Raw genomic sequence first — 26,716 nt, 5'->3', positions numbered from 1 at the left:
GCAACTTGAAAAAATAAACAGATTGCCCCATAATTGATTACCCTACTTTATGAAAAATAAAATTATAATACTGGTATTTTTAATAGGTTCTTTTTTGTTTGCCGCCAATTTTGGTCCCTACAAAATAGTTTCTTTATTTACTGAAGGTAATGATGACGAATTGATTATTGAAAAAGCAAAAGCAGATTCGATAGCGATTCTTAAAAACGAAACTAAAAACACAAAGTCGTTTAGTGCAGATATTGCCGAAGGTATTATAGGAATAAAGGATGAATCTGATGTTGATGATGCCTACGATAATGTTTTTCATCTTAAAGTAGATGCTTTGCCATCTCAGGAAGAAAATGCGTATCTGGAATATGACTTGTACGGTTACGATCAGGCAGCTTCTATTTCAAGAAGTTTAAACAATCAGCCTAGTATTGGAGGGCAATTTGTATCTCAAAATAAAAACTGGAGCAAACAATCTGAGTTACTTTCAGAAAAGTCATTGCGAGAAGGAGACAACGTTGTATTGTTTACGGCTCCGGAAGGAATTTCAAATTCATACCGAATAAAAAATGTTCGTATTGTTTATAAAACTGCTCTTGCTTCGGCTGACTTTACTTTATTAAAATCAGACAATAAACTTTATATAAAGGGAACCAATTTTCCTTCTCAAATCAGAAAAATGAGCATTGGCGGAATTTCCATTGATGTGAACCAACCGGAATTCGAATTGGTTTTGGATGCTGCAACTACAGGAAAATCTATTTTAGTAACCAAAGAGACGGCAACCGGAGTTATTGTAAATGAAAAATTAGAACTCAATCAATTTTTGAAAGTTCCGGGTTACAGACCACTCGAAAATGCAAAAGAGCGCATTGCTAAAACCATCAATATTGAAACCGTTAATACATTAGATTACAAAGATTTCTCTGCAGTTTTTCCTGTTGGAGCTTTAAAAACAAATGTAAAAGTATCGGTAAGCGGACTTCGAAAAATAGATATTGCACCGCTAAATTCTGCCATGGTCAACGTTACAGGAACTAATGCAGGTTTCAGGTTATTGCCACACGGAACTATTTTCGAAAAGGCTGTAACCTTATCATTGCCTTATGACAAAAAAACAATCCCGGAAGGTTATACCGAGAAAGATATTAATGTATTTTATTTTGATGAAAATAAAAGATTATGGCAGGAAGTAACCAAAGACTCTTTGGATATCAAACAAGGAATTATTAAGGCCAGAACGACTCATTTTACCGATTTTATTGCCGGAATTATAAAAATGCCGGAATCTCCCGAGACTTCAGGTTATACCCCAACAAGTATCAAAGATTTAAAAGCGGCGAGTCCGCTGGTTGGAATTCAGTCTATCGCGCCACCTTCTGCAAACGGAAGAGGAACGGCCAGTACAGGATTTTCAATCGTGATTCCAAACGGAAGAGGCGGTATGCAGCCTTCATTTAACCTTCAATATGATAGTGATGGCGGTCATAGCTGGGCAGGTATGGGTTGGGATATTTCGGCACCTGCAGTAAGTATCGAAACCCGTTGGGGAGCACCACGATACGATGCATCAAAAGAAACTGAAACTTACGCCATTGCCGGAGAACAATTGATCCCCAATTCGCACAGAGCCGAATGGGTAGGAAGAACAACCGACAAACAGTTTTATCCAAGACGAGAAGGCGCCTTCCAGCAAATTATCCGTAAAGGATCATCTCCTAAAAATTATTATTGGGTAGTAAGGGATAAAAGCGGAGTAGCCAGTTATTACGGTGGAAACGCGTCAGGACTTTCAACCGATGCAGTTTTACAGGATGGATCCGGAAATATCGGACATTGGGCACTATGTCTTCAGGTCGATCTAAAAGGAAATACAGTTGAATACGAATACGATAAAAAGGACGGAGAACTCTATCTTAAAAAAGTATATTATACCGGTTTTGGTTCACAAAAAGGAAATTACAGCGTCACTTTTGTAAAAAACAGTGATTTAGGCGAAGCCAACCGTGCAGATGTTCAGCTTTCGGCAAGATTAGGTTTCAAACAACTCAACAATCAGTTATTACGCAAAATCGAAGTACGCTACAAAAGCGATATGGTTCGCAGTTACGAGCTTAAATATAAAGAAGGCGCTTTTAAGAAAACATTGCTGGAATCGATTTCAGAATACGATTCTGAATCGAAATTGTTTTACACCAATACAATGGATTATTTTGATGATGTTCGTGATGCTTCAGGGAAATATAATCCTTTTGGGCCGGAGCAGAGTTGGGATGTTCCTACAGACGATATTAAACAAGGCTTTACAGGAATTAAAGAGTTTGAAAGCAATCATACTTTAGCGGGAAGTACTAACGGAACTTCAACGGGTATTAATTACAGAATAGGTGTAGGATTACCAACTTTTGGTACTTTTAAAAATAATACTATTGGTGCCCATGGAGGAAACAATTGGGGGAAATCAGAAACTTCGATTGTACTCGAAGATATAGATGGAGATTCATATCCAGATAAAATATTTAGAATTGGAAGTAATGTGTATTATCGTAAAAATTTACACGCGACTAAGCCTAATTCATTTGGAGAAGCGGTCAAAATTGAGGGAATAAAAAATCTTGGGATCAACAAAAACAAATCATTTAGCTGGGGAGTAGATGCCAGTGTTGGTTTTGGAGTTGCTTCGGCAAATGTTGGTTACGACGAACAGCGTTCAACCAATCGAACGCTTAGTTATTTTATGGATTTTAATGGTGACGGATTAGTTGATTTTGTGAATAATGGAAAGGTGTATTATAATCGAATTGTAAATGGCGTTCCTGTATTTATGCCATCAAGTTCACAAACCCCTTCTCCGGTTTCAGGTGGTGGAGATTTGGCACTTACTATGCCGGACCGAACCTTAGAACTTCAGCAGTTATTAGATAAAAACCCATTGCATGATGTAGTTCGCGTATGGCAGGCTCCTGCAAAAGGTACCATTATATTAAATCAAAATTATCAGCTTTTAGAAGATCTTTCTGAAGAAAGACAAGAATACAAAACAAGAAATGGTTTAGATAAAGCTGATGGAGTACATTTGTATTTTCAAAAAAATAATATTCTAATTTGGGATGAAGTCATTACAGCTTTAGATTATACTCAAAAATCAAAACCAGCTCAAACACTTAATGTCGAGAAAGGAGAACGTTTGTATTTTAGAATAAGTTCTATAAAAGATGGAAATTACGATAAAGTAACTTGGGATCCTAAAATCGAATATACTCAGGTTGAAAAAAGAACCGAAATTTCTAATGCTTTAGAAACAATAAATGCTACAGCCAAAGACGCGAATTTAATCACGCTGAAAAATTTTCATGCAGCAACAGATTTCTTTGCCAGCCAGGCCAATTCTATTGTAGTGCCAAAAGCAGGAACAATAACATTTTCAGGGACTTTTAAGAAACCGGTTACCTCGGATCACATCACTTTAAAAATTGTAAAAAATGTAATTAATACAGCAGGAACAACAATTCTATATGAGCGTAAATTTTTAGCATCAGAAGTAGTTGACTTTAATTTGCAAACACTGGTTTTTGCAATTCCTGACGATAACACATTTGTTACAACCACCCTTGAATCTTCGACTAATATCGATCCAAAATTATTATTTGCAAATCCATCAGTGATTTTGCCAAATATACCAAATACGAGACCTGAAGATAATATTCGTAAGGTGGATGTTGGGCATAGTTTTTATTCTAAAATTGATGGAAATTACGTGATTGATGGCGTAAAACCAGACGTTACGGGTAAATTGAAGCTGTTTGTAAAAACTACAGATTATACATTGACTACCAGTTTGAATAGATCCAGATATAACGGAAATGTAATACTAACTGCGAAACAAAATGGTTTGCTAGTGGGCCGAACAACTTATACTGTTACAAATGGTGTTTTGAGTCTTACTACTTCTACTGCTGATTTGAATTATGCTTATCCGGATACACAAAAAAATGTACCGATAGATTTAGAAGTATATGTAAGCGATCCTGTACTTAATGAAGTTTTAACTACATATCCTAAGTTGGGAGCGTTAAACATCAATTACGAAATAACAGATTCAGTTACAGATCCTGCACTTCCGGTGTTATGGGAAAAAGCGACAAATGATTTTTCAATCTATACTAATTTAAGCGAAACCGAATATAATTTTGGTTTACAATATAAAAATTGGGGACGTTTTATTGTGAATGGTAATCTTGCTGGTAATCTGATAGATCAGACAAAACTTAAGTTTGAAAACAATAGCGGTATTGATCCTAATAATTTTCCGGATCCAAATACTTTAGATCCTGAAAACATGCCGGGAGAATTCGATACAGGCAAAGAGTATTTTTTGCCTATGAGCGCTGTTTATTCTGATAACATTCTATACGGAGGTGAAAAAGCCAGTTTTATTCAAAATGAGTTTATGGGAACCAATCGTTTAGGAGAAGATGACTTTGCAGAATATACTGATTTTTCTTCGCCATTAACAGATCCATTATCAGGAGGTGAAACTGATGCGCTTGATATGATCAACGAAAGCAAAAGCCGAAGTATTGGTGGTGGTGCAGGAGTAGGTGGTGGTGCAGGAGGTATTAGCGGAGGCTTGACAAAATCTACCGGTGATACTTATGTAGTTCAAACCATGAGTGATTTAAACGGAGATGGTTTTCCGGATTACATAATCGATAGTAAGGTACAATATACCACTCCGATTGGAGGAAAAAGCAGTGATGTTACCAATATAGGCGATTTTAGTCATTCTAAGACCAATAGTACAGGCGGAAGTTTGTCAGGAAGTTATAATCACGGCGCACCGCAAAGTTCATTGCAAATGACTGTGAGCAAAGGGAAAGTCAAATTTAATTCTGGTTCAAATGCCAGTATACAAGACGCTCTTAAAGCAGGAGGAACAATCAGTTTAGGAGGTAATGTTGGTAAAGGAGAAGATCGCTCTGAACAAATATTTTCAGATATTAATGGTGACGGACTTGCAGATAGAATCGAAACCAATGAAACAGTTTCCTTTAATACCGGTTACGGATTTTTGCAGGCTGAGCGTTGGGAAAACATGAATGTAATTAACAAAGGAACTTCGCTTGATATTGGTGGAAGTGCCGGATACAGCGTTATGAACGGATCTTTTTCAGGAGGACTTAATTATTCGAGAAGCACGTCAGACAACAGCCATTCATTTTTAGATATCAATGGAGATGGTTTGGCAGATAAAATTGAATACAGAGACAATACTGTTTTGGTCGAATTAAATATGGGTAACTCGTTTGCCCCTGCTATTACTTATCCTCGTTATGAAGCGATGACCAGAAATACGGGTGTAAGTTACGGAGGAAGTGTTGGAGCATCATATGATATTCCGTTAATTCCGCCAATTGTCGTAATGAAATTAACCCCAAGTTTTGGAGGAAGTTTTGGTGCCAGTACTTCCCGTTCCGAAGCTTCTTTTTCAGATATTGACGGTGATGGAAACTTAGATTACATCTTATCAAAAGATGAAGATAATCTAGTAGTACGCCTTTCCAATATCAAAAGAACCAATAAACTAAAAAGTGTAACCAATGGTGCCGGAAACAGTTATGTGGTAGATTACGAACTGTTGAAACCAACTTACGAAAATCCGTCAGCTAAATGGGTTCTACAATCTGTTGATGTTTTTGACGGACATGTGGGGGATGGTAGTGACCATTCTATTGCAAAATTCAGATACGAAGACGGTTATCACGATCGTCGTGAAAGAGAATTTTACGGTTTCGGAAAAGTCATTCAGGAACAAATTGATACTGCTGACAATTCGGTTTTTTCGACTTCCATTCAGGAATTTTACAATCAGGATTACTTCCGTAAAAATCTCTTAAAACGTGGTTACACATTAGATAAAAACAATAAAATGCGTCAGGAATCAGAAAACGAATATAGTTTTATAGATGTTGCGACGCAGACAAATGTTAATTTATCAGAACTGAATTTAGCTTTATGTGATGCAAAAAGTATTTTTATAGCATTAACTCATACTAATCAAAAAATATATGAAGGGGGAAATGATTATCTTGAAACTAATACTTTTAATACATACGATGCCAAAGGAAACATTATACAATATGAAGATTTAGGAAATGGAAGTGTTGATGATAGGGTGACTTCAAAAATAAGTTATTATGAAAGTACTACACCATATTTTGGAGGAATTCCTAAACAGTTAGAAGTATTTACAAATGAGGGTTTGAGGCGTAAAAGAGCTACAATCATCAATACAAGCACAGCTGAAGTCACTCAAATAAAAAATTATATTGCAGCTGATAAGATTGCAATTACTGATATTGTTTATGATATTTATGGTAATCTTCAAAAGATTACAGGTGCTTCTAATCATAAAGCACAGAGAATGACATTAGAATATTCTTATGATTCAGATAATTATAGTCACTTAATTGGAATAAAGGATGCTTTTGGTTATCAGAATAAAATGGAATATGACTATCGCTTTAATACATTATTAAAAACTACTGATCGTAATGATCAAAGTACAATTTACTCGCTTGATGCTAATGGACGAATTAGCAGTATTAGAGGACCATATGAAATTGCTGCTGGAAAGCCATATACTATTGCATATGAATATTTTCCAAATGCAAAGGTACCATATGCCAGAACTCGTAATTATGATTCTGAATTAGACAAGGATATTGAAACATATACCTACACTGACGGATTAGAAAGGGCAATTCAAGTTAAAAAAACAGCTAGTTTATTTACTCAGGTTGGTAGTCCTGATCAAGAAGCACAAATTGTGTCAGGAAAAGTTATTTATGATGGATTAGGTAGACCAGTAGCAAGCTATTACCCAACAACGACAACTACGATAGACAATAATTTTAGTACTGCAGTATCCGCAGTAGCACCAACTAAAACAGAATATGATGAGGTAGGACGAGCTATTAAAGTAACCTTACCGGATGGCAGTAGTAATACTACAACTTTTGCTTTGGATAATTATAATGGAATTTCAACACTGCGTACAATTCAAACAGATGCATTAAATAAATCTACACAAACCCAAACGGATGCAACAGGCCAGAATATAATGGTTATGCAAAATGATCTAATAACTAATTTTGAGATTAATGCATTAGGTGAAAAAGTCAAAGTTACTGATGCTATGAATCATATTACCAAAAGTAGTTATGATTGGTTGGGAAGGCGTACTTTATTTACAACTCCTGATGCAGGGACAACGACCTTAAATTACGATTTAGCTGGTAATCTAACTTCTCGTATTACACAGGAAATTAAAAACACAGTACCGAATGGAGGGGCTATACAATACGAATATAATTATAACAGATTAGAATCAATAAAATATCCAAAAAATCCTCAAAATAATGTGCAATATAATTATGGCAAGTCAGATGGTACAGCTTCACGTAGAGGAAGATTGTGGTTTGTGCAGGATGCAAGCGGTGGTCAGGAATTTTTCTACGGAAAATTAGGTGAAGTCGAAAAAGAAATACGTACACTTCGTATTACACCAACTGATGTACAAACTTACATTTCACAATATGAGTATGATACCTGGAATCGTATTCAGAAAATGACCTATCCTGACGGCGAGGTTGTAGAGTATACTTACAACCGTGCAGGAAACTTGCAAAGCATGCGGGGTAAAAAAGAAAGCCATACGTACGATTATATTAAACAATTAGGTTATGACGAGTTTGAGCAACGCAAGTATCTAAAGTACGGTAATGATACAGAGACCAACTATACTTATGATGCTGTAATGAGAAGATTACAACAATTGCAGGTAAAGAGCGGTACCAGACAAGTGATCAACAATTCGTACAGTTATGACTTGGTTGGGAATGTTTTAGGTATTAAAAATGTTGCACCTGTAGTCAACAATACTTTGGGTGGAACTTCGAACCATGAATACCAATACGATGATTTTTACAGATTAAAATCGGCAAAAGCAACGTATCAAGGTGAGTTCACCAAAGCAAGTTATGAGCTGAATATGAGCTATAACAAAATGCATAACATCATAAAAAAGGATTTAGTACATACGGTAAACAATGAACAGAAAGGTTATGTTTTAGATTATAATTATGATAACGAACTGCATCCTAATGCACCGAATAAAATTGCTGAAGCAGGAAAAGCAGAACCACGTCAATATGTGTATGATGGCAACGGAAACCCCACGAGTTATACGGAAGAAAAAAAATTCAGAAAAATGACATGGGACGAAGAAAATCGTTTAATGGGAATAAATGATAACGGAAGAATTCACCAATATACGTATGATGCAAAAGGCGAACGAGTAATAAAAAGTTCAGGAGATTCTCAAAATGTAGCCATTAACGGAGAAACGGCAGCAACAATTGTGCATACAGATGATTACACAGGATACGTTTCTCCTTATTTTGTAATTAGTAAAGGCAAATTTACAAAACATTATTTTGAAGGTGCAGGAAGAGTTGTAAGTAAACTTGGTAATGGAACTTTTGCTCAGCCTTTAGGGATAACAGCTGGCGGAGTAAACTATACTAAGTTAACAGCTGAGCAACAAAAAGCATTAGATACCTATGTGAAAAGTTTAGGAGTACCACCAGGACCGCCTACACAACAAGGAATTTATGCTACACCTGAATTTACTGGAGATCCATATCCAACTGAAGTAATTAAGCCAGTAGAGGAAAATAAGGAACCACCAGAAGGTTGGCCGCGAAACCCAATTTTTAATGCACCGGGAGATGTACCTGGACCTCCGGTACAATTTGGCCCTCCGATTGAGCCCAATACGGTGAAAGCTGGTGAGGGATTTACTGGAATTGGTTTACCTGAAAACGATATTTTTTATTTTCATCCAGACCATTTAGGTAGTACTTCGTATATTAGCAACAAAAATGGTTCTGTTTCACAACATGTGGAATATATTGCTTTTGGGGAGATTTTATTTGAAGAACATAGTAGTTCTTTCAATACGCCATATTTGTTTAATGGTAAGGAGTTGGATAGAGAAACAAATCTTAGCTATTATGGAGCTAGGTATTTAGATATGAAAACCAGTTTGTGGTTAAATGTTGATCCTCTGTCAATATATAACCCTGTGATTGAAGATGAAACTTATTTTGACGATGATCATAATGCGGGTCTATCTAATTCATTTAATCATAACACCTACGGATATTGTTATCAGAATCCAGTAAGGTTAATTGATCCAAATGGTAAACAGGTCGATGTTATTGATTTTATTCCTTTTATTGGTAGCTCTAGGGATATTTATAGAGGAGTAAGAGATGGAGATTGGGTTACTTTGGGATTGGGAGTTGGTGGACTGGCATTAGATTGTGTTACTTTTGGAAGTGGCTCAATAGCAAAAGGACTAGCGAAAGGTACTGGTAAAGTATTATTAGAAGGAGGCTCTAAATACATTGTAAATGGAGCGTATAAAATGTCAAAAGCTGAAATGAAAGTTGCACTGAAAGCAGAAGGCTCTGTGATGGCAAAAAAGAGTGCAGCAGAATTAATTGAAGGAGGAGCAAAATTTTCGGCAAAATATTATAGACATAATTTACAAGTGTTTACTCAATTATTAGGCAAAGGGATGGATGCGCATCATATTTTCCCAAAAGCTAAGCAATTCGCTGAATTTTTTGCTAAGGCTGGTTTAGATGTCAATAATCCAGCAAATATGAAATGGTTAGAGGCTTCAATACACAGAGGTAAGAACTCTGCCTTACATTTGAAAGAATGGGAAAAAGTTATGGACAAATATAAAGGGATAACACCTACAATAGAGCAACTGCAAAAGGAAGCAAAAAGAATAGAAAAAATATTTGAATAATGGAAGTATTAAAAACACTCGTACGAGGTAATAAAAAAGGTGCAGTAAGAATAGAAGCAAAAGTTAAATATGAAACATCAGGGTCCTTTGATGATCCATCATTTCTTAAAGAAAATAATATTTTTAAAGTAGATGAAGGTAAAATATTTTTTGATATGATTGGATATCAAGATCCTTGGAATTTTGCAATATCAGAAAGATTTAAAAATATTCTTGAAGAGAATAATATTAAAGGATGGGATTGTTATCCTATTGTTATTGAGGATGTTGAGTTGAAGTATTACGGTTTTCAAATTACAGGAAGGGCTGGCATTATATCTGAATATGATGAAGATGGAGATCGAGTATATGGAAGTATTAAAGTTGATTTTGAAACTTGGGATGGATCTGATATTTTTTGTTTAGGAGATACAGCAATTAAAGTAATTAGCAATAAGTTGTATGAAATACTAGTAAAATCAAAAATTACAAATATTGAATTTGATGATTTAGATAAATATTAAATTATACTTCATTTTTTTTAAAGAGTTTTATAAAAATGCGTAAATGTCATTCTGAGTTTGCGTTTTTTTTTCATAAATAATGAAGGAGGTTTCATGATATTTACTTTTTAAATTATACCCCCGCTGTTCGAAGTCTCCCGACTTCGAACCGTCAAAGAAAATCGACAAAGAATAAAAAAATTAAACTTCGCAGAAATGCGAAGTTTTTTATGTTTAAAAATGAGAATACGAAATAAAAGAATTGTACTCAGCCCTTAGGTATACAGACAGAAGAGTTAATTATACCAAACTAACAGCAGAACAACAAAGAGCATTAGATACCTATCTAAAAAGTTTAGGAGTATCTCCGGGGCCTCCAACACAACAGGGTATTTATGCCACACCAGAGTTTACTGGTGATCCGGAGAATTATTGAAAAAATCTGGAAAAATACAGATGTCGAGCGAAGGTTTTCCTGTAGGTTCCAGTAGTGATTCAAGATTTCCATATCCTGATACTGAAGATTGGCAAAAAGCTATTGGAGCATTTAATTTCTGGATGAGTGCAGATGTTACCGCTGTAGAGAAAAAAGGCGTTATTTCCTATACGATGAAATTAACTATACATGCTGAAGACAAGTATAATTTTAATCCTGGAATGTCAGATATTGCTACAGGAACTCCGGATGATGCAAATGGAAATTTTGAATTAACAGGATTAGGAAAGCAGTTTATGCAAAAAGGAACATCTACTCATACAGTTAAGTGGACTGTAAAGACAAATACAAAAACACCTTAATTTAAATAAAAAATGCAAACTAAATTATTTCACTTATTAATTATTATATGCTGTTTTTTTTCTTGCATGAAAGAGGAAAAAATAGAAAATAGTAATATTAATGAATTAAAACAAAGAATAAACATAGATGGCATAAACCCTATTTCTGTTAGATTTTCAATTAGCGAATTAGGTCAAAAAAAAGGAAGAGCAATTGGTCCAAATGACTATGATTTGCAAGTTATTTTGAAACTATCAGAATCTGACTATCAGAATCTAAAAGAAAATTATTCTAAGAATAAAGTTAATATTGGAGACAAGGTTTACTTGAATAAAGATTTTATAAAACCTTGGTTCACTAATTCTATTAAAGAAAGTTTCTTTTTAGAGGACGATTATTATAGAATCCGATCTGAAGTATATTTTCCGGATCGTTTCTTAAAATCACCTTTTACTGGAGGATTTTTATTTTTTACAGTAGATCATCAAGTTTTTATTTATATGTATACTACGTAGATACTTTTATAGAATGCTGAATTAAATTAGAGGATGCAAAGACTTGGATCAAGGGTTTTGTTTATGTAAAAAGAAGAAAGCTTTATATGAAAACTCCTTCAGGTAAGGGAATATTCTCTGGAGAAGGTGCTCCAGGTCTAATAGGAGAAGCTCCAAGAGCAAAACAAAAATGGCTTGAATTATGGAATAAATGACAAGATTACCCACCGCAGTTGAAGGATATGGCAGACTAATTACTTTGATAATAAAATAAAATGAACTTAAAAATCAATCAAATTGATAAAAAAAGCTTTTCAAATGCAATATTTTTTTGCTCTTTATATTTTTTAATAGGAACCTATGACAATTTAACAGGTCTTGAAATTGAAAAATTTCTAAATAGTATAATTTGTGGATCAAGTAGTAGTGGGTGTGAACTGATTATGTTATTACTATATTCCCAGTCTTACTTGTATGGGGCTTTATTCTGTGCTTTTTTAGGAAGTAGTGATATAGCTTTCATTTTTTGTCAAATAATAGTATTTCTCTTTTTTACTTCGATACTATATATTATTTTAAGAGAAATAAGGTCATTAAAGCAAAGGAAAAAACAAAATAGTAAATAATGTACTTCATTCTCAGCTCTGTCAAGACTTCGATAAAACGTTTGTATTTTTATAATCTCTCTTAACCTCACAAAGAATCTATAAAAACCTCACATTGTTGTGAGGTTTTTTATAGATTTACGAATTCAGATTCCTGATTATGAAAACGTATTAAATATGAAAGATAAATTTAATATATCAGATAAAGAACATCTGACAACTAGAAGTACTATTCTCAAAGACTATGGCATTCCCGAACTTGAAAAAAATGGATATGTCAAATCTCCTTTCAAAACATCCTGGTTTGGACAATACGATCCTAATATTCGCGGATACTCCTATGAGTTATGCAAGCTTACAAATGAAAATCAGTTACATATTATTACTTTGACTGTTTTGAGAGGGGAGAAACGAATAAAAATAGACTTGAATATTTTCGAACTTCATGAAAAGATAAATTCAATTTCAGACTTGAAAGAGTGTGACGGAATACATTTTCACCTGCCGCCTAATGATTCCACTCGTATGCAATTAAGGAGCGATGATTACAAAGGCCCTCCTTTGTTTTACATGCTTTTTTTACCCGAGTATAAAATAGGAAAGTATACCACGCAAAGTAGTTTTGAAAAACAGCTGAATAAATTAAGGGAATTGGTAATAAAAGACATGGCAAATATTGATTCCTTTGTAAAAAGATGGCACGAACTCCATAAACCAAATGTAACCGACAAAGAAGGAAATATAGTCAAGAAAATCCAGTAAAATTATGAGTGATAATCTACTATTGTAAATTAGTACTGCTTTACATTAAAAATTTATAAAATGAAATTAAAACCAAATTACCTTTTTCTACTGCTTTTTTTAGTCTTTGTAAATTCAGTCACAGCTCAAATAAAACCTTTGATAGTACAACGCTATTATCCTAAGGATTCCCTAAAATATAGCAAATCCATTCCGGATGGGGAGTTTAATTATGAAAGCAAATCATATGGCAAAACAACAATGATTATTCATTGCGAAAGCCAGTACGGTCATTTTGAATTTGTTTTTAAAAAGAAGATCAGCAAACTCAGCCGTATGATTGATTATAAAGATGGCGCCGTTGGTGAGGTTTATAATTTTAAAACAAAAAAATGGGTTCATGAAGAAGAAACCTGGAAACATAGTGATATGAAGGGCAAACCTAAGGATACTATAGTTTTTAGCGAACATAATTTATATGCCTTTGTTTTATTGCATGATCACGGAGGATTGATAGAAAAAGCCAAATTTCAGGATTTTGGCAATGTCGTATATTGGCCTGAATTTGATTATCAAAAATGTACCATTAGCGATGAAGATAAAGACGGTAAACCTGAATTTTATTTGTCGTATATGGGAGACAGCGATGGTCTAGATGCAAAGCCGTTCAAACAAATTATTTATACAATTCCTGAAAAATCAGCGAATCAGATTTTCGTAAAATCTAAAGCAACGGCCTATTATCCTTCAGGTAATGAAGATGATGTTTATAAAATTGAACACGATGAAAACTGGAAACAATTACCCAAACCCGTTAAACTCAAAAGCCAGAAAATAATTAAAGATCATAGTTTAAAGTACAAAGATTAATAAAGTATTATCTAAAATTGCATTTTTTGTACAACACTTTTATGTCTATATTTACATCATACAACACATTTTACAATGAAAATAAGCACATCTTCAAAATTTCGTTTTTTAGTATTCTTCGGTATCATATTGTTTGTGCCTAATGCAAAAGCCCAAAACGAAGTGTATGCAGAACCTCAGAAACAGGAAATTGCAGACACCACTTTTGTAAATTTAAAAGATTACAGCAAAGATTTTATTTATGATATGAAATACGCTACCGAAGATAATTTTCTGAAAGCAAAAGTATACGATTGTGCCGAATGTGTATTGCGTTACAAGACCGTTCAGGCGCTTGTAGCGGCCAATAAAGTATTTATGAAGAATGGGTGCAAAATAAAAATATACGATTGTTACAGACCTTTATCCATTCAAAAGAAAATGTGGGAGATAGTATCCAATCCAGAGTATGTTGCAGATCCTAAAAAAGGCTCCATCCATAATAGAGGAGGAGCCGTAGATATTTCGTTAGTAAATGCCGATGGAATAGAGCTTGAAATGGGAACTAAATTTGACTTCTTCGGAATTCAGGCCGGTCATAATTATAAAAAACTGCCTGTTCCTGTAATCGCAAACAGAAAATATCTTAAAAGTGTGATGATTAAAAATGGTTTCAATTCATTTGATTCAGAGTGGTGGCATTATAATTTAAAGACCGGTTTAAAAGATAAAGTCTCCAACCAAACCTGGAAATGTGATTAATTATTCAACACATCTCATATTTTCCATAAAGTAGGTATTGGGTTTATAAACCTTTCCGTTTAATTCAGATGTTAACTCTCTTTTTACAATATAATCCTCTGTTGTGGTCAGGTATTTAATTCGCATAATCGATACAGGAGATTTTTTCAGTTCTTCATAATTATCTTTCATAAACATAAAAATGCCCGTCGTGATACGATTATCAAAACCTTTGTCATCATGAATAAGCGTACCGCAATTTTCTCTGTCAATATGCATTAGGGTAACTATTTTTCCGTTTTCTAATTGCAAAAATATTTTCGAATTCTTATCAAAACAATTCGCTTTTATAAAATCTTTACTTTTCTGGATAAGTTGCAGGTTTAATGTAGGCAAACCATCTGTTTGTGCTAAGGCAAAGAAAACATAATCAAATGTTCCTCCAAAATATTTTTCGCTAATAAGGTAATCATTGGTTACTTTATAACTACCAATAGAGTCATTTACATTGGCACTGTATTCACATGGTTTTTGGGCAAATGCGGTAATCGTTAATAAAAAAAAAGTTAGAGTAATTAGTTGTTTCATTTTTGAGTTATTTTTCTGCAAATTAAAACTATTTTGTTATAATTTTTATCAGTTGTAAAAAAACAATACAAATTTCCTCCATTTTTTATTTTCCATTTTTTTCGAATGTTTTCTACCGTGTCCGGAAAATTTCGTGTAGTGATATTCGCCTGCTGGTTGGCAAGCTCAGTTTTCATCTCATTTTTGCTGTACCCAATCACTTTTTCGATTTCAAAAGTTCGTCCCGGAAAATCGATTAAATTTTCTGATGTATATAAATGAGAGTGTTTATGCAGTTTATTGATGTCGTAAAAAGCACTAACTTCATCAAAACCACCGGATTTCATTATAGCCGAATTGGCTTCATAAACGTACTTTTGAGGCAAATGATACGACGGAAAAATAGTATCATCGCCCAAAATAAATTCAAAAGTTTCGATTTTTTCCTTTAGAATATTGGCTGTTTTTATTTGAATTTCGCCTTTGTAATGATTGTGAATTTCAAAGAGCAATTCTTTTACTTCATTGTCAAGGGCAATAATATGAATGTTTTTAACGAATTTTAATTCAGACAAACCCGCTGAAATATCCAATAAAGGAGCAGTTTTTATTAAAATAGAATCACTTTTTTCAAAATAAAAATCCAATAATTCAGGAACATTTGGCAAACAATCTTTCAGCATAAAAACTTTGCCTTTTGCATCACTTCTTCGGGAAGGATCTATGTATATCCAATCCCATTTTTCATCAGATTGGTTTAAAATATTTGTTGAATCATCTGCATAAAATGTACAATTGTTTACTTTTAATTGTTCGAAATTGTGCTTTACAATATTTGATAATTCTTCATTTATTTCGCAATGTGCAATGTTTTTGAATTGTTGGGTAAAATAATAATCATCCACGCCAAAACCTCCCGTAAGATCAATTAAGCTTTCGCCTGATATTAGTGAAGCTTTATAAGCAGCCGTTTTCTCAGATGAGGTTTGTTCAACAGAAACCTTACTTGGATAAATGATATTCTCTGTTTTAAACCAGGTAGGTAATTTATCTTTTGCTTTAGATTTTGCTTCGATTTGATTTAAAATCAAAATCCAGTCCGTTTCAGGAAATGGATTTTTCTGAAGCGCTAATTTTGTAATTGAGGCACCGCTATTTTGAGTTATAAATTTCTGGATTTTTTGGTCTAAAATAGAAGTGTTCAATGCTAAATTCTTTCGGTTAATACAGAGACGATTTTGTTATCAGGAAAAAATTCTTTCAAAATTACTTTCACCATTGTAAAAACCGGAATAGCAATAATCATCCCGACAATCCCAAAAGTAATTCCGCTGATTATAGTAATCAGGAATATTTCCAGCGGGTGCGAATTTACACTTTTTGACGAAATTATAGGCTGACTAATATTATTATCAATTGCCTGAACTAGTAAAAATCCTATGATTACATAGATGGTTTTAGGTAAAATTTCGGTCTGAAAGTCACTTCCAATCATACTAATCATGGTTAAAATTCCGGCCAGAGTTGTTCCAATTATCGGACCTATATAAGGAATGATATTTAAGATAGCACATAAAAAAGCAATTACAAAAGCATTCTTATTTCCAAAAATCATTAAAACAATTAGATATAAAATAAAAACAACGGTTAATTGCAATAATAATCCAATAAAATATCGGGTTAAAAAGTGGTTGATTTTTGTAACAGAGTTGATGATTTTATCTTCATTATTATCCGGAAGAATTTTACGCGCACTTTCTTTAAATGAGTCCTGATCCTTAAGAAAGAAAAACGTAATGAAGAAAACAGAAACCAATCCCATTCCCATATCGGCTAAAAATCCTAATATTGAATTTAGAAAAATGGTAAAATAGCTAAAATCAATAAGTGAAGTGATTTTAGAATCTTTTAAAACTTTATTTAAATCAACATGTTGAATATTAAAATACGCTTCGATACTGCGTTCTGTTTGCATAAACTGTCGCTGCAAACTTTGTGTATCCAGCAAAGAGAGATTATTGGCCTGAGAAATAATCAAGGGCACAAATAAAAAGATAAAACCAACGATTGCCAAAATAAAAAGGATTAAGGCTATAGTGGCGGCCAGTGAATTGCTAAATTTTAGTTTATTTTTTAAGAATTGTATTAACGGATTTGCAATTAAACACAATAGTAAGGAAATACACAAGTAAACAATTACGGTTTGTATCGTGTACAGAAAATATAAAACGACAGTAATAATTAATATAGTTGCTAAAGCTCTTAAGATTCCGTTAGATATAATTTTAGATGTGATCATATTTTGATTTTAGATTATAAATATAGGAAAAAGCTTTTAAAACTAAGGGATAAACAAAAAAAAGCGAGATGATTTCATCCCGCTTTTCACTTCCTTATTTTAATCTGTTTTTTTAGATTCCAAAAGCAGCTCTTGCACCTCCTGTAACAAAGATGGCGGCCATTCTGTTTTTTTGTCCGTTAGAGAACATGTACATAGCATTATCATCAACATAATCCATGTAGTTCATCGTCATCTCTACAGGAGTTCCTGAACAAGTACTGTAGTGAGGATAAGCAGGTACACCATAATTTTCCTCATTATGCGTAGGAGTATCAGCTACTAAATCGCTTCCGCAATTAGCGTCTCCCCAAATATGGCGCAAATTCATCCAGTGACCTACTTCGTGAGTACCAGTACGTCCTAAGTTAAAAGGAGCATTTGCAGCACCTGATAAACCAAAATATTTAGAATCAATTACAACTCCGTCTGTAGCAGATGCTCCTCCAGGAAATTGCGCATAACCTAATATTCCGCCACCAATTGCGCAAGACCATAAATTAAGTTTTGTGGTTGGCGAAGTTGGTGCTAAACCGCCCTGAGCTACTTTTTTCATGGCATCGTTTGTTCCCCATGAAGTTTTCGTAGTCGATTTTCTATTGATCTTTTCTAAAACAAATGAAATTCCTACGTTGGCTTTTACGCCTGAAAATAGGGCAGGTACACTATTGTAATCTGAGTTTAATGCATTGAAATCTTTGTTAAGGACATCAATTTGGCTTTGAATTTGTGCGTCAGAAATGTTTTGTGCGGCAGTTCTGTACAAGACATTGACTACAACAGGAATTTGAACTTTTCCGTTTACAAGTTTTCCTGAAATCAGGGCCTTGTTAGTAAAAGCTTCAATTTCATTCATTCTGATCGCTAATGTAGGATCAGCTTTCAGCTGGTCATCTAACACTTGTTGAGATGCACATACGCGGCGCGTTGATGCAGCTGTTGCTTCTGAATCTGTTGATTCTGATTGGTCATTTTGACAAGAAAACAGCAATAGGGCTGTTACCGCGGAAAAAAGAACTTTTTTCATAATAATTTGGGTTTTTGTTATAAAAAATTACATTTGGTTGTTTGTTCCGCAATTTTATAACAAAATCATTTTGTAGCCAAATTTTTATAATGATTTATTTGTCAGAAATTTATAAACCCTTGTATAATCTAGTTCTTACAAAAATATCAATTATTTTTTTAAGATGTTTTTTCTTACTTAATATTTTTATTGATGTATTTTAACGTATTTATTTACTTTTAATCGAGGTTTTGTTTGCCGTTTGTAAAAGGATTGCTTTCGAATTAGTTAAATTTAACATTTAAACAAAAAAATTAGATACTAGTAATCTCGTATAAAGCAATACTGGCAGCCTGGACAACATTCATACTGGAGTTTTTTCCAAACATATTAATGTGTAAAATTTGATTCGAGATTTTTAAAAGTTCATCAGAGATTCCGTCAATTTCACTTCCTATCAAAAGTGCAATTTTTTGATTGTCAGGAATCACAACTTCTTTTAATGGTTTACTATTACTTGCAATTTCCAGTGCAATAATTTCAAAATTATTTTGAAGAAGATAATCCACTAATTCGGTTGTTTCTTCTATTACGGTATGAGGTACATGAAGATGCGTACTTCGGGAAGTTTTGTTTATTTTTCGGGGAGTTAGCGGAATATCTTTTCCTAAAAAGATAATATTCTCGACTCCAAATGCTTCACTGATTCTAAAAAGAGAACCTATATTTTGCTGAAAGTAAATATGATCACAAACTAATGTGATCGGAAATGTTTTTCTTTCAAATTGGTTTTCTTCGTGAGTAAGTTGCACTTTATAAGAATTAAGAATTAAAAATTAAAAATGAGAATTAAAAATTGAGAATTAAAGATGTGAAACTCCTAGCTAGCGTAAGAGCAATGAGGTTTTTTAATTTTTAATTCTCAATTTTTAATTCTTTACGTTTCTATCGGTTTAGTTGGTAAAAATATAATTGATAATGTTGGCGCCCATTTTCAGGGCTTTTTCTCTAACGGCCAAAGGATCATTGTGTACTTCGGCATCTTCCCAACCGTCACCCAAATCACATTCATATGTATAAAGTAATACTAATTTATTTTCTACGAAAATTCCAAAAGCTTGTGCGCTGGTTCCGTCATGCTCATGAATTTTGGGTAATCCGTTAGGGAAAGGATAAGGCTTTTGAAAAATCGGATGAGTTGCCGGAATCTCAACTAGGTTATTAGTTGGGAATATTTTTTTAATTTCTTTTCGAATATATTGATCCATTCCGTAATTATCATCAATATGAAGAAAACCTCCACCAGTTAGGTAATTTCTAAGATTGCTAACATCTGCATCGCTAAAAACTACATTTCCGTGGCCTGTCATGTGCACAAAAGGGTACGAAAGCAAATCAGGATTACCAGGCTCAACAGTTGATGGTTTTGCTTTTATTCTGGTATTAATGTTGGCATTACAAAACTTAATCAAGTTAGGTAATGAGGTTGGATTTCCGTACCAATCACCGCCGCCGCTGTATTTAAGTAAAGCAATTTCCTGTGAAAATGAGGAAATGGAAAAAAGTAATAATAAGTAAAATATTCTTTTCATAATAATTATAAATTATCTGGTGTTTTCCTTTTTAAACGCTTTTTTGTCATCTCGAGGAATCACACTAGAAATTCCGCAGAGTATATGGTCAAATCTTTGTCGAATCCCGCGTGTGATCTCTCGTTCCTCGAGATGACAAGATTGAGTTTAATCTTTGTTGAGCGCTGTTTCGTCAAAAAGAAAAGATTGTTTTCAATTAGAACTTTCATTAAAAAAAACAACACTATGACAAGCAACAATTGCGGCAGTTTCGGTTCGTAAACGCGTATTTCCTAAAGTAACCGGTTGATAATTATTCTCTAAAGCCAGTGCGATTTCCTTTTCAGAAAAATCACCTTCAGGACCAATAAGCATCGTAACGCTTTGATTTGGTTTTAAAATATCTTTTAATGACTTTTTATCAGTTTCCTCGCAATGCGCAATCAATTGCAAACCTTCGTTTTTTTGTTTAATGAATTCCTTAAACGAAATGGCTTCGTTTAATTTAGGCAAATACGTTTCGTTAGATTGTTTCATGGCCGAAAGAATAATCTTTTCAAAACGTTCTAAATTAATCACTTTACGTTCAGAGCGGTCACAAATAATTGGTGTGATTTCCTGAATACCAATTTCGGTAGCTTTTTCCAGAAACCATTCAAAACGATCGTTCATTTTGGTTGGGGCAACGGCAAGATGCAGACGAAATTTAGGTTCGTCGGTTTTTTTTATCGAAAGTACCTGAACGATACATTTGTTGTCAGAAGCCAATGTAATTTGAGTTTCAAACAATAAACCTAAACCATTTGTAACATGTAAAATATCAGAGTCTTTCTTTCGTAAAACTTTTATTATATGTCGGCTTTCTTCTTTATCAAAAGAAAAGCTTTCAGTTGATTCGTCTATTTCAGTATTATAAAATAATTGCATAGTTAAAATTGAATTCGCGCTTTAGAAACCACTGCTGAAGTTTCAAAACGACTTGATAAATATTTTTGATATCCTACAATTCCTATCATTGCAGCGTTATCGGTTGTGTATTCAAATTTGGGAACAAAGGTTTTCCAACCGTATTTTCCTTCACTTTCTTTTAATCTGGTTCTAATACCTGAATTTGCCGAAACGCCTCCACCAATGGCAATTTGTGTAATTCCGGTTTCTTTTACTGCCAATTTCAATTTATCCATCAAAATTTCAATGATAGTATATTGAATAGAGGCACAAATATCATTCAGGTTTTCTTCGATAAAATTCGGGTTTTCCAGCTTTTTCTTCTGAATAAAATATAAAATCGCTGTTTTTAATCCGGAGAAACTAAAGTCTAATCCTGGAACTTTAGGTTTGGTAAATGCAAATGCTTTCGGATTTCCTTCTTTTGCGTATTTATCGATCAAAGGCCCGCCCGGATAAGGCAGTCCAAGAATTTTAGCACTCTTGTCAAAAGCTTCCCCAACCGCGTCGTCAGTGGTTTCGCCAATAATTTCCATGTCAAAAAAGCCGTTCACTTTTACTATCTGAGTATGACCTCCGCTAATGGTCAAGGCCAGAAAAGGAAATTCAGGTTTATCAAAACCTTCTTCATCTATAAAATGGGCTAAAATATGCGCATGCATATGATTTACAGCTATTAACGGAATTTTTAATGCCAATGATAATGATTTGCTAAAAGAACTTCCTACAAGCAAAGATCCCATTAAACCCGGACCTTGTGTAAAGGCAATGGCAGTTAGTTGATCTTTTTGTACATTTGCTTTGCGAAGCGCTGCATCAATTACAGGAACAATATTTTGTTGATGTGCTCTCGAAGCCAATTCGGGAACAACACCACCATATTGGTTGTGAATTAACTGATTGGCCACAACATTTGAGAGTACTTTGTCGTTATGTAATACCGCGGCAGCAGTATCATCGCATGAACTTTCGATGGCAAGAATAAAAACCTCTGAATTTTGCATATAAAGGCACGAATTTTGAATTATATTTGACAAATCAAATATTTGATTTTCTTTTATTATAAGGAGAAGCCAAAATTAAAGAATTTTTATCAAAAACAGTCGTTCTTTGTCTGTTCAAAATAAATTTAAAAGAAAACTAAAATAAAAGCAGTTATCAAAAAAGTAAAGAAAATAATATCACGAACCCTAATTGGGTTAATTTTACTTTTGTTAGTACTTGCTATCACCTTGGCTTTACCTATCGTTCAGACAAAAATTGCCAGATACATTACAGAATCGTTAAATACTGATTTTAAAACTAAAATTAGTGTCGAGAAAGTTGCAATCAATATTTTTGGAGGAGTAAAACTTAAGAAGGTTTTAATTCTGGACCATCACAACAAAACTTTAATTTACTCTGATATCATTACAACTGATATTTTAAGTATTAAAAGAACGCTGGATGGTGATTTGATTTTTGGTGATCTTCGTTTAACAGGATTGATTTTTAATCTGAAAACCTATAAAAACGAGAACGAAAACAATATAAATAAGTTTATTAAATTGTTTGAAACTAGTCCTGAAAGAGCCAAATCAAGTAAGCACTTTTTGCTGACAGCCAGAAATGCCTACATCTCAAAAGGTGCTTTTTCTGTTGTTGATGAAAATAAAACCACACCTGTATTTCTTGACTTTAAAAAACTAAACGCTTATATCAGTGATTTTAAATTATACGGTCCGGATGTAAACACGACCATTCATCGTTTTTCTTTTTTAGATCATCGCGGCTTATATGTGTCCAACTTTGCAGGTAAATTCAGTTATACCAAAAAACAGATTAAAGTTGAAAATCTTGCTATAAAAACCAAAAGAACCTCGATTTACGGAAAAGCGATCTTAAATTATAACGTAGGAGATTTTCTTCAATTTACAGATAAAGTAAAATTTGATGTTGCATTAGATTCGGCTTCGATTGCTTCAAACGATATTCGTTATTTTTTCGACGGATTGGGTAAAAATCAGCATTTTAAAATAAAAACCAAGATCAAAGGAACCTTAAATGATCTTAATTTAAGACATCTTAATCTAAGTGATACCAATGGTTCTAAAATTAACGGAACCATAAATTTTAAAAACCTTTTGGGTACCAAAACTCAAAAGTTTGCCATGGATGGTAAATTTGACAAGCTGGTTTCCAGTTATGATAATTTAGTGGTGATACTGCCGGGTATTTTGGGTAAAAAACTTCCTAAAGAGCTTAAAAGGTTAGGAAAATTTAATATTGTGGGCAAAGCAAAAGTTTCAACCACGGCATTAGAAGCTAACTTTAAAATGATTACAGATCTGGGGAATGGTCAGGCAGATTTGCATATGAATAATATCGATTTTATTGATAAAGCATCTTATTCCGGAAATATCATTTTGGATAATTTTAATGTGGGGGCTTTATTGAATAGAAAAGATATTGGCAAAACAACTTTAAATTTAGATATTGACGGTAAGGGTTTTACAGAGAAATATCTTAATACGATTATAAAAGGAGATATTGCCAAATTAGATTATAATAAGTATACCTATAATAATATCGTAGTAAACGGTAATTTTAAATTGCCTTATTATAAGGGACAGCTTTCTGTAAATGATCCAAATTTAAGTTTAACTTTTGATGGATTAGTAGATTTAAGTAAACGCGAAAGTAAGTATGATTTTCATATTAATGTAGAGAATGCTGATCTTCGAAAGCTGAAAATCTTAAACGATTCTATTTCTCATTTCCGCGGAGATGCAGTAGTTGAAGTTACCGGAAATTCTATAGAAAACCTTCAGGGAACCGTTTTAATTAGAGATGCTGTTTACCAAAATCCTAAAGCCACTTATACTTTTGATGAAGTAACGGTAAGCTCGAATTTCGACGCTGATAAACTGCGTACCATAACCATTAGCTCAGATGATGTAGTAAAAGGGGAGATAGTAGGTAAATTTCAGTTTGGGCAATTAGATAAACTGGTTATGAATTCGGTTGGTAGCTTATATACCAATTATAAACCTTATAAAGTAAAAAAAGGCCAGTTTTTGCGTTTTAACTTTCATGTTTATGATAAAGTAGTCGAAATGTTATATCCTGAAATTAATATAGACTCAAGTACAGTAGTGCGTGGGAAAATAGATTCGGATTTACAGGAATTTAAATTTAGGTTTAAATCTCAGAAAATTACTGCGGCAAAAAATACATTCGACAACATTCGTATTAGCATTGATAATAAAAACACACTGTACAATGCCTATGTCGAGTTAGATAGTATAAAAACACCTTACTATAAAATACGTGATTTTAATTTAATTAATGTTACTGCAAAAGATACGCTGTTTGTTCGATCGGAGTTTAAGGGAGGATCAAAAGGAGAAGATTATTTTAATCTCGATTTGTACCACACTATAGATAAGAACAAAAATAATATCGTTGGGATTAAGAAATCCGAGATGAAGTTTAAAGACTATATATGGTATTTAAATGAAGATGATGGTGAGGATAACCAGATTGTATTTGATCAGTTCTTTAAAAATTTCACTATTGATAATATCATCTTATCCCATGAAAATCAGAAAATTGATTTGAATGGTGTAATCAAAGGAAACGATTATAAAGATCTCGTCCTTAATTTTGAAGATGTTGATATTAATAAAATTACGCCATTAACTTCCAAATTTGTATTTAATGGTAATTTGAATGGTAACATCAATTATAAACAGAATAAGAATGTGTATCAGCCCACGGCAGCCATTTCGATAGATCATCTTAATTTGAATAAAGTAGATTTAGGAACCTTAAAATTCGATATTTCCGGAGATGAAAGTTTCAAAAAGTTTACCATAAATTCATCCATTCAAAATGGATTTACAGAATCGTTTCGGGCCAACGGAACTTTCGCAATCGAAAATAAGGAGACTTTTTTAGATTTAAATTTAAAACTCGAAGGATTTAATCTGGCCACTTTAGGTACAGTGGGAGGAGATGTTTTATCAAATGTAAGAGGATCGGTTTCCGGAAATGCGGCAGTTGTTGGTAATCTTAAAAAACCGGAGATAAACGGAAGACTCTACGTAGAAAAAGCGGGAATGACAGTTCCGTATCTTAATACTGATTACGAATTGAGCGACCGAACAGTTATCGATTTAACAGATGAAAAATTCTTATTCAGAAACAATCAGTTAACAGATACCAAGTACGGTACCAAAGGATTGCTGAACGGAAGTATCGAACATCATAATTTTGGTGACTGGAAGCTTGATCTTACCATAACCTCAAAACGATTACTGGCATTAGATACAAAAGATAGTGAAGATGCAGCGTATTTTGGTACGGCTTTTATCAATGGTACAGCAAGTATTAAAGGTCCAACAGAAAACCTATTTATAAAGGTGGATGCTAAATCAGAAAAAGGAACTGAAGTGAAGATTCCTATAAACAACGCACAAAGTGTTGGGGAAAGCAGCTGGATACATTTTGTAACGCCAAAAGAAAAATATAACCTTGCCAATGGTATTGTCGAAAAAACAAGAAATTACAATGGTCTTGAGTTAGAATTTGATTTTGATATTACGCCTGATGCCGAGGTTGAAGTAATTCTGGACAGGAATTCCGGTCATGGTATGAAAGGAAAAGGATACGGATCGTTGTTGTTTAAAATCAATACACTGGGTAAATTTAATATGTGGGGAGATTTCCAGGCCTACGAAGGAACTTATAACTTTAAATATGGTGGTTTAATAGATAAAAAATTCGCTGTTAAAAAAGGAGGTTCTATTATTTGGGAAGGAAACCCTATGAAGGCGCAATTGAATCTTGAAGCCGTTTATAAAACATCTGCAAATCCGGCTGTTTTATTAGATAATTCATCTTTCAATAAAAAAGTGCCGGTAGAGGTTGTAATTGGTTTAAGGGGAGATTTAACAAGTCCGGAACCTAATTTTGATATTCAGTTTCCTTCTGTGAGTAATGTTTTGAAATCAGAGATACAATATAAGTTAGATGATAAAGACGTTCGTCAGACGCAAGCTTTGTATTTGCTTTCGACAGGATCATTTATGAGTCCGGACGGATTCAATCAAAGCGATTTGTCAGGAACCTTTGCAGAAACTGCTGCTAGTTTATTAGGCGGGATTATTAAATCAGACAACGATAAGATCAATATCGATTTGAATTTTATATCGGCAGATAAACGAATTGGTCAGGAGGCCGATGGTCAATTTGTGGCGAATATAACATCGCAGGTAAACGAAAGAATAACCATAAACGGAAAATTAGGAGTGCCTATAGGCGGTGTAAACGAGTCAGCTATTGTGGGAGATATCGAAATATTATACCGTGTGAACGAAGACGGATCGATGAATCTTCGTTTGTTCAATAAAGAAAACGATATCAATTATATAGGACAGGGAATTGGTTATACGCAAGGAGTCGGTATTTCGTATGAAGTAGATTTTGATACTTTTAGCGAACTGGTCAATAAATTATTTAAGAATCATAAATTAGAAAGAGCCATCAAAAGCTCTTCAGATGATCTGCAGGATTCGTATCTAAACCCTGATTTTGTAAAATTCTCCAATAAAAAAGATGCAGAAAAAGACAAAAAGAAGTCTGGTAAAAAAGAAGAAAAGAATGAAACACAGCCAAAAAACAATAGCGAAGGTTTAATTCCTGATAATGACTTTTAGCCCATTGTGTTAAAAATAAT

At 33.6% G+C, this 26,716-nt stretch carries 18 protein-coding genes; 10 read left to right on the top strand and 8 right to left on the bottom strand.

Annotation, left to right across the window (positions count from 1 at the left end; translation table 11 throughout):
- Window positions 1-49 precede the first annotated feature (49 nt).
- From B0M43_RS21445 to B0M43_RS21410, 9 genes are all read left to right on the top strand, one after another.
- Window positions 50-9,877, top strand: a complete 9,828-nt coding sequence (locus tag B0M43_RS21445; protein WP_078005319.1) for a SpvB/TcaC N-terminal domain-containing protein — start codon at window positions 50-52, stop codon at window positions 9,875-9,877.
- Window positions 9,877-10,380 carry a hypothetical protein gene (locus tag B0M43_RS21440; RefSeq protein ID WP_078005318.1) on the top strand — a complete coding sequence of 168 codons (504 nt, stop codon included), beginning with the start codon at window positions 9,877-9,879 and terminating at the stop codon, window positions 10,378-10,380. The genes B0M43_RS21445 and B0M43_RS21440 overlap by 1 nt, the downstream gene beginning before the upstream one ends.
- Window positions 10,381-10,621: 241 nt before the next feature.
- Window positions 10,622-10,795: a hypothetical protein gene (locus B0M43_RS24535; protein WP_168199974.1), complete on the top strand. Its 174-nt coding sequence runs from the start codon at window positions 10,622-10,624 to the stop codon at window positions 10,793-10,795.
- 20 nt (window positions 10,796-10,815) lie between these two features.
- Window positions 10,816-11,157, top strand: a complete 342-nt coding sequence (locus B0M43_RS21435) for a hypothetical protein (protein ID WP_123921742.1) — start codon at window positions 10,816-10,818, stop codon at window positions 11,155-11,157.
- Window positions 11,158-11,169: 12 nt separating this feature from the next.
- Window positions 11,170-11,652: a hypothetical protein gene (locus B0M43_RS21430; protein ID WP_123921741.1), complete on the top strand. Its 483-nt coding sequence runs from the start codon at window positions 11,170-11,172 to the stop codon at window positions 11,650-11,652.
- 254 nt (window positions 11,653-11,906) lie between these two features.
- Complete coding sequence (locus B0M43_RS21425) at window positions 11,907-12,257, top strand: hypothetical protein (protein WP_078005315.1); 351 nt, start codon at window positions 11,907-11,909, stop codon at window positions 12,255-12,257.
- Between the two features lie 99 nt (window positions 12,258-12,356).
- Window positions 12,357-12,998, top strand: a complete 642-nt coding sequence (locus B0M43_RS21420) for a hypothetical protein (RefSeq protein ID WP_123921740.1) — start codon at window positions 12,357-12,359, stop codon at window positions 12,996-12,998.
- 60 nt (window positions 12,999-13,058) lie between these two features.
- Window positions 13,059-13,847 (top strand): hypothetical protein, encoded by a 789-nt coding sequence (locus tag B0M43_RS21415; RefSeq protein ID WP_078005313.1) that lies wholly within the window; start codon window positions 13,059-13,061, stop codon window positions 13,845-13,847.
- Between the two features lie 75 nt (window positions 13,848-13,922).
- A complete protein-coding gene (locus tag B0M43_RS21410; protein WP_078005312.1) occupies window positions 13,923-14,588 on the top strand; it encodes a M15 family metallopeptidase in 666 nt (221 codons plus the stop codon).
- Here B0M43_RS21410 and B0M43_RS21405 read toward each other — a convergent pair whose 3' ends face one another.
- From B0M43_RS21405 to tsaD, 8 genes are all read right to left on the bottom strand, one after another.
- Window positions 14,589-15,155, bottom strand: a complete 567-nt coding sequence (locus tag B0M43_RS21405; protein WP_065450337.1) for a hypothetical protein — start codon at window positions 15,153-15,155, stop codon at window positions 14,589-14,591.
- Window positions 15,152-16,339, bottom strand: coding sequence for an SAM-dependent methyltransferase (locus B0M43_RS21400; protein WP_078005311.1), 1,188 nt, complete (start codon window positions 16,337-16,339; stop codon window positions 15,152-15,154). Before B0M43_RS21400 ends, B0M43_RS21405 begins: the two co-directional genes overlap by 4 nt.
- Before the next feature lie 2 nt (window positions 16,340-16,341).
- The gene (locus B0M43_RS21395; protein WP_065450335.1) at window positions 16,342-17,433 is read right to left on the bottom strand and encodes an AI-2E family transporter; all 1,092 of its coding nucleotides are present in this window, start codon (window positions 17,431-17,433) and stop codon (window positions 16,342-16,344) included.
- Window positions 17,434-17,545: 112 nt separating this feature from the next.
- Window positions 17,546-18,499 (bottom strand): zinc metalloprotease, encoded by a 954-nt coding sequence (locus B0M43_RS21390; protein WP_078005310.1) that lies wholly within the window; start codon window positions 18,497-18,499, stop codon window positions 17,546-17,548.
- A 293-nt stretch (window positions 18,500-18,792) separates the two neighbouring features.
- Window positions 18,793-19,290: a TrmH family RNA methyltransferase gene (locus tag B0M43_RS21385; protein WP_078005309.1), complete on the bottom strand. Its 498-nt coding sequence runs from the start codon at window positions 19,288-19,290 to the stop codon at window positions 18,793-18,795.
- Window positions 19,291-19,431: 141 nt separating this feature from the next.
- Entirely contained in the window at window positions 19,432-20,070 is a 639-nt protein-coding gene (locus B0M43_RS21380; protein ID WP_078005308.1) for a DUF4159 domain-containing protein, read from the bottom strand.
- Window positions 20,071-20,262: 192 nt separating this feature from the next.
- On the bottom strand, window positions 20,263-20,976 hold the full coding sequence (locus tag B0M43_RS21375; RefSeq protein ID WP_065450332.1) for a 16S rRNA (uracil(1498)-N(3))-methyltransferase: 714 nt from the start codon (window positions 20,974-20,976) through the stop codon (window positions 20,263-20,265).
- A gap of 2 nt (window positions 20,977-20,978) precedes the next feature.
- Window positions 20,979-22,001 carry a tRNA (adenosine(37)-N6)-threonylcarbamoyltransferase complex transferase subunit TsaD gene (tsaD, locus tag B0M43_RS21370; RefSeq protein WP_065450331.1) on the bottom strand — a complete coding sequence of 341 codons (1,023 nt, stop codon included), beginning with the start codon at window positions 21,999-22,001 and terminating at the stop codon, window positions 20,979-20,981.
- 207 nt (window positions 22,002-22,208) lie between these two features.
- Here tsaD and B0M43_RS21365 point away from each other — a divergent pair, with 207 nt between their 5' ends.
- Window positions 22,209-26,696, top strand: a complete 4,488-nt coding sequence (locus B0M43_RS21365) for a translocation/assembly module TamB domain-containing protein (protein ID WP_246860161.1) — start codon at window positions 22,209-22,211, stop codon at window positions 26,694-26,696.
- Window positions 26,697-26,716 lie beyond the last annotated feature (20 nt).

Source organism: Flavobacterium sp. KBS0721 (assembly GCF_002007065.3).
Taxonomy (GTDB): domain Bacteria; phylum Bacteroidota; class Bacteroidia; order Flavobacteriales; family Flavobacteriaceae; genus Flavobacterium; species Flavobacterium piscis.
Note: the sequence above shows the minus strand (reverse complement) of the source record. Positions and strands in the feature narration are given on the sequence as shown.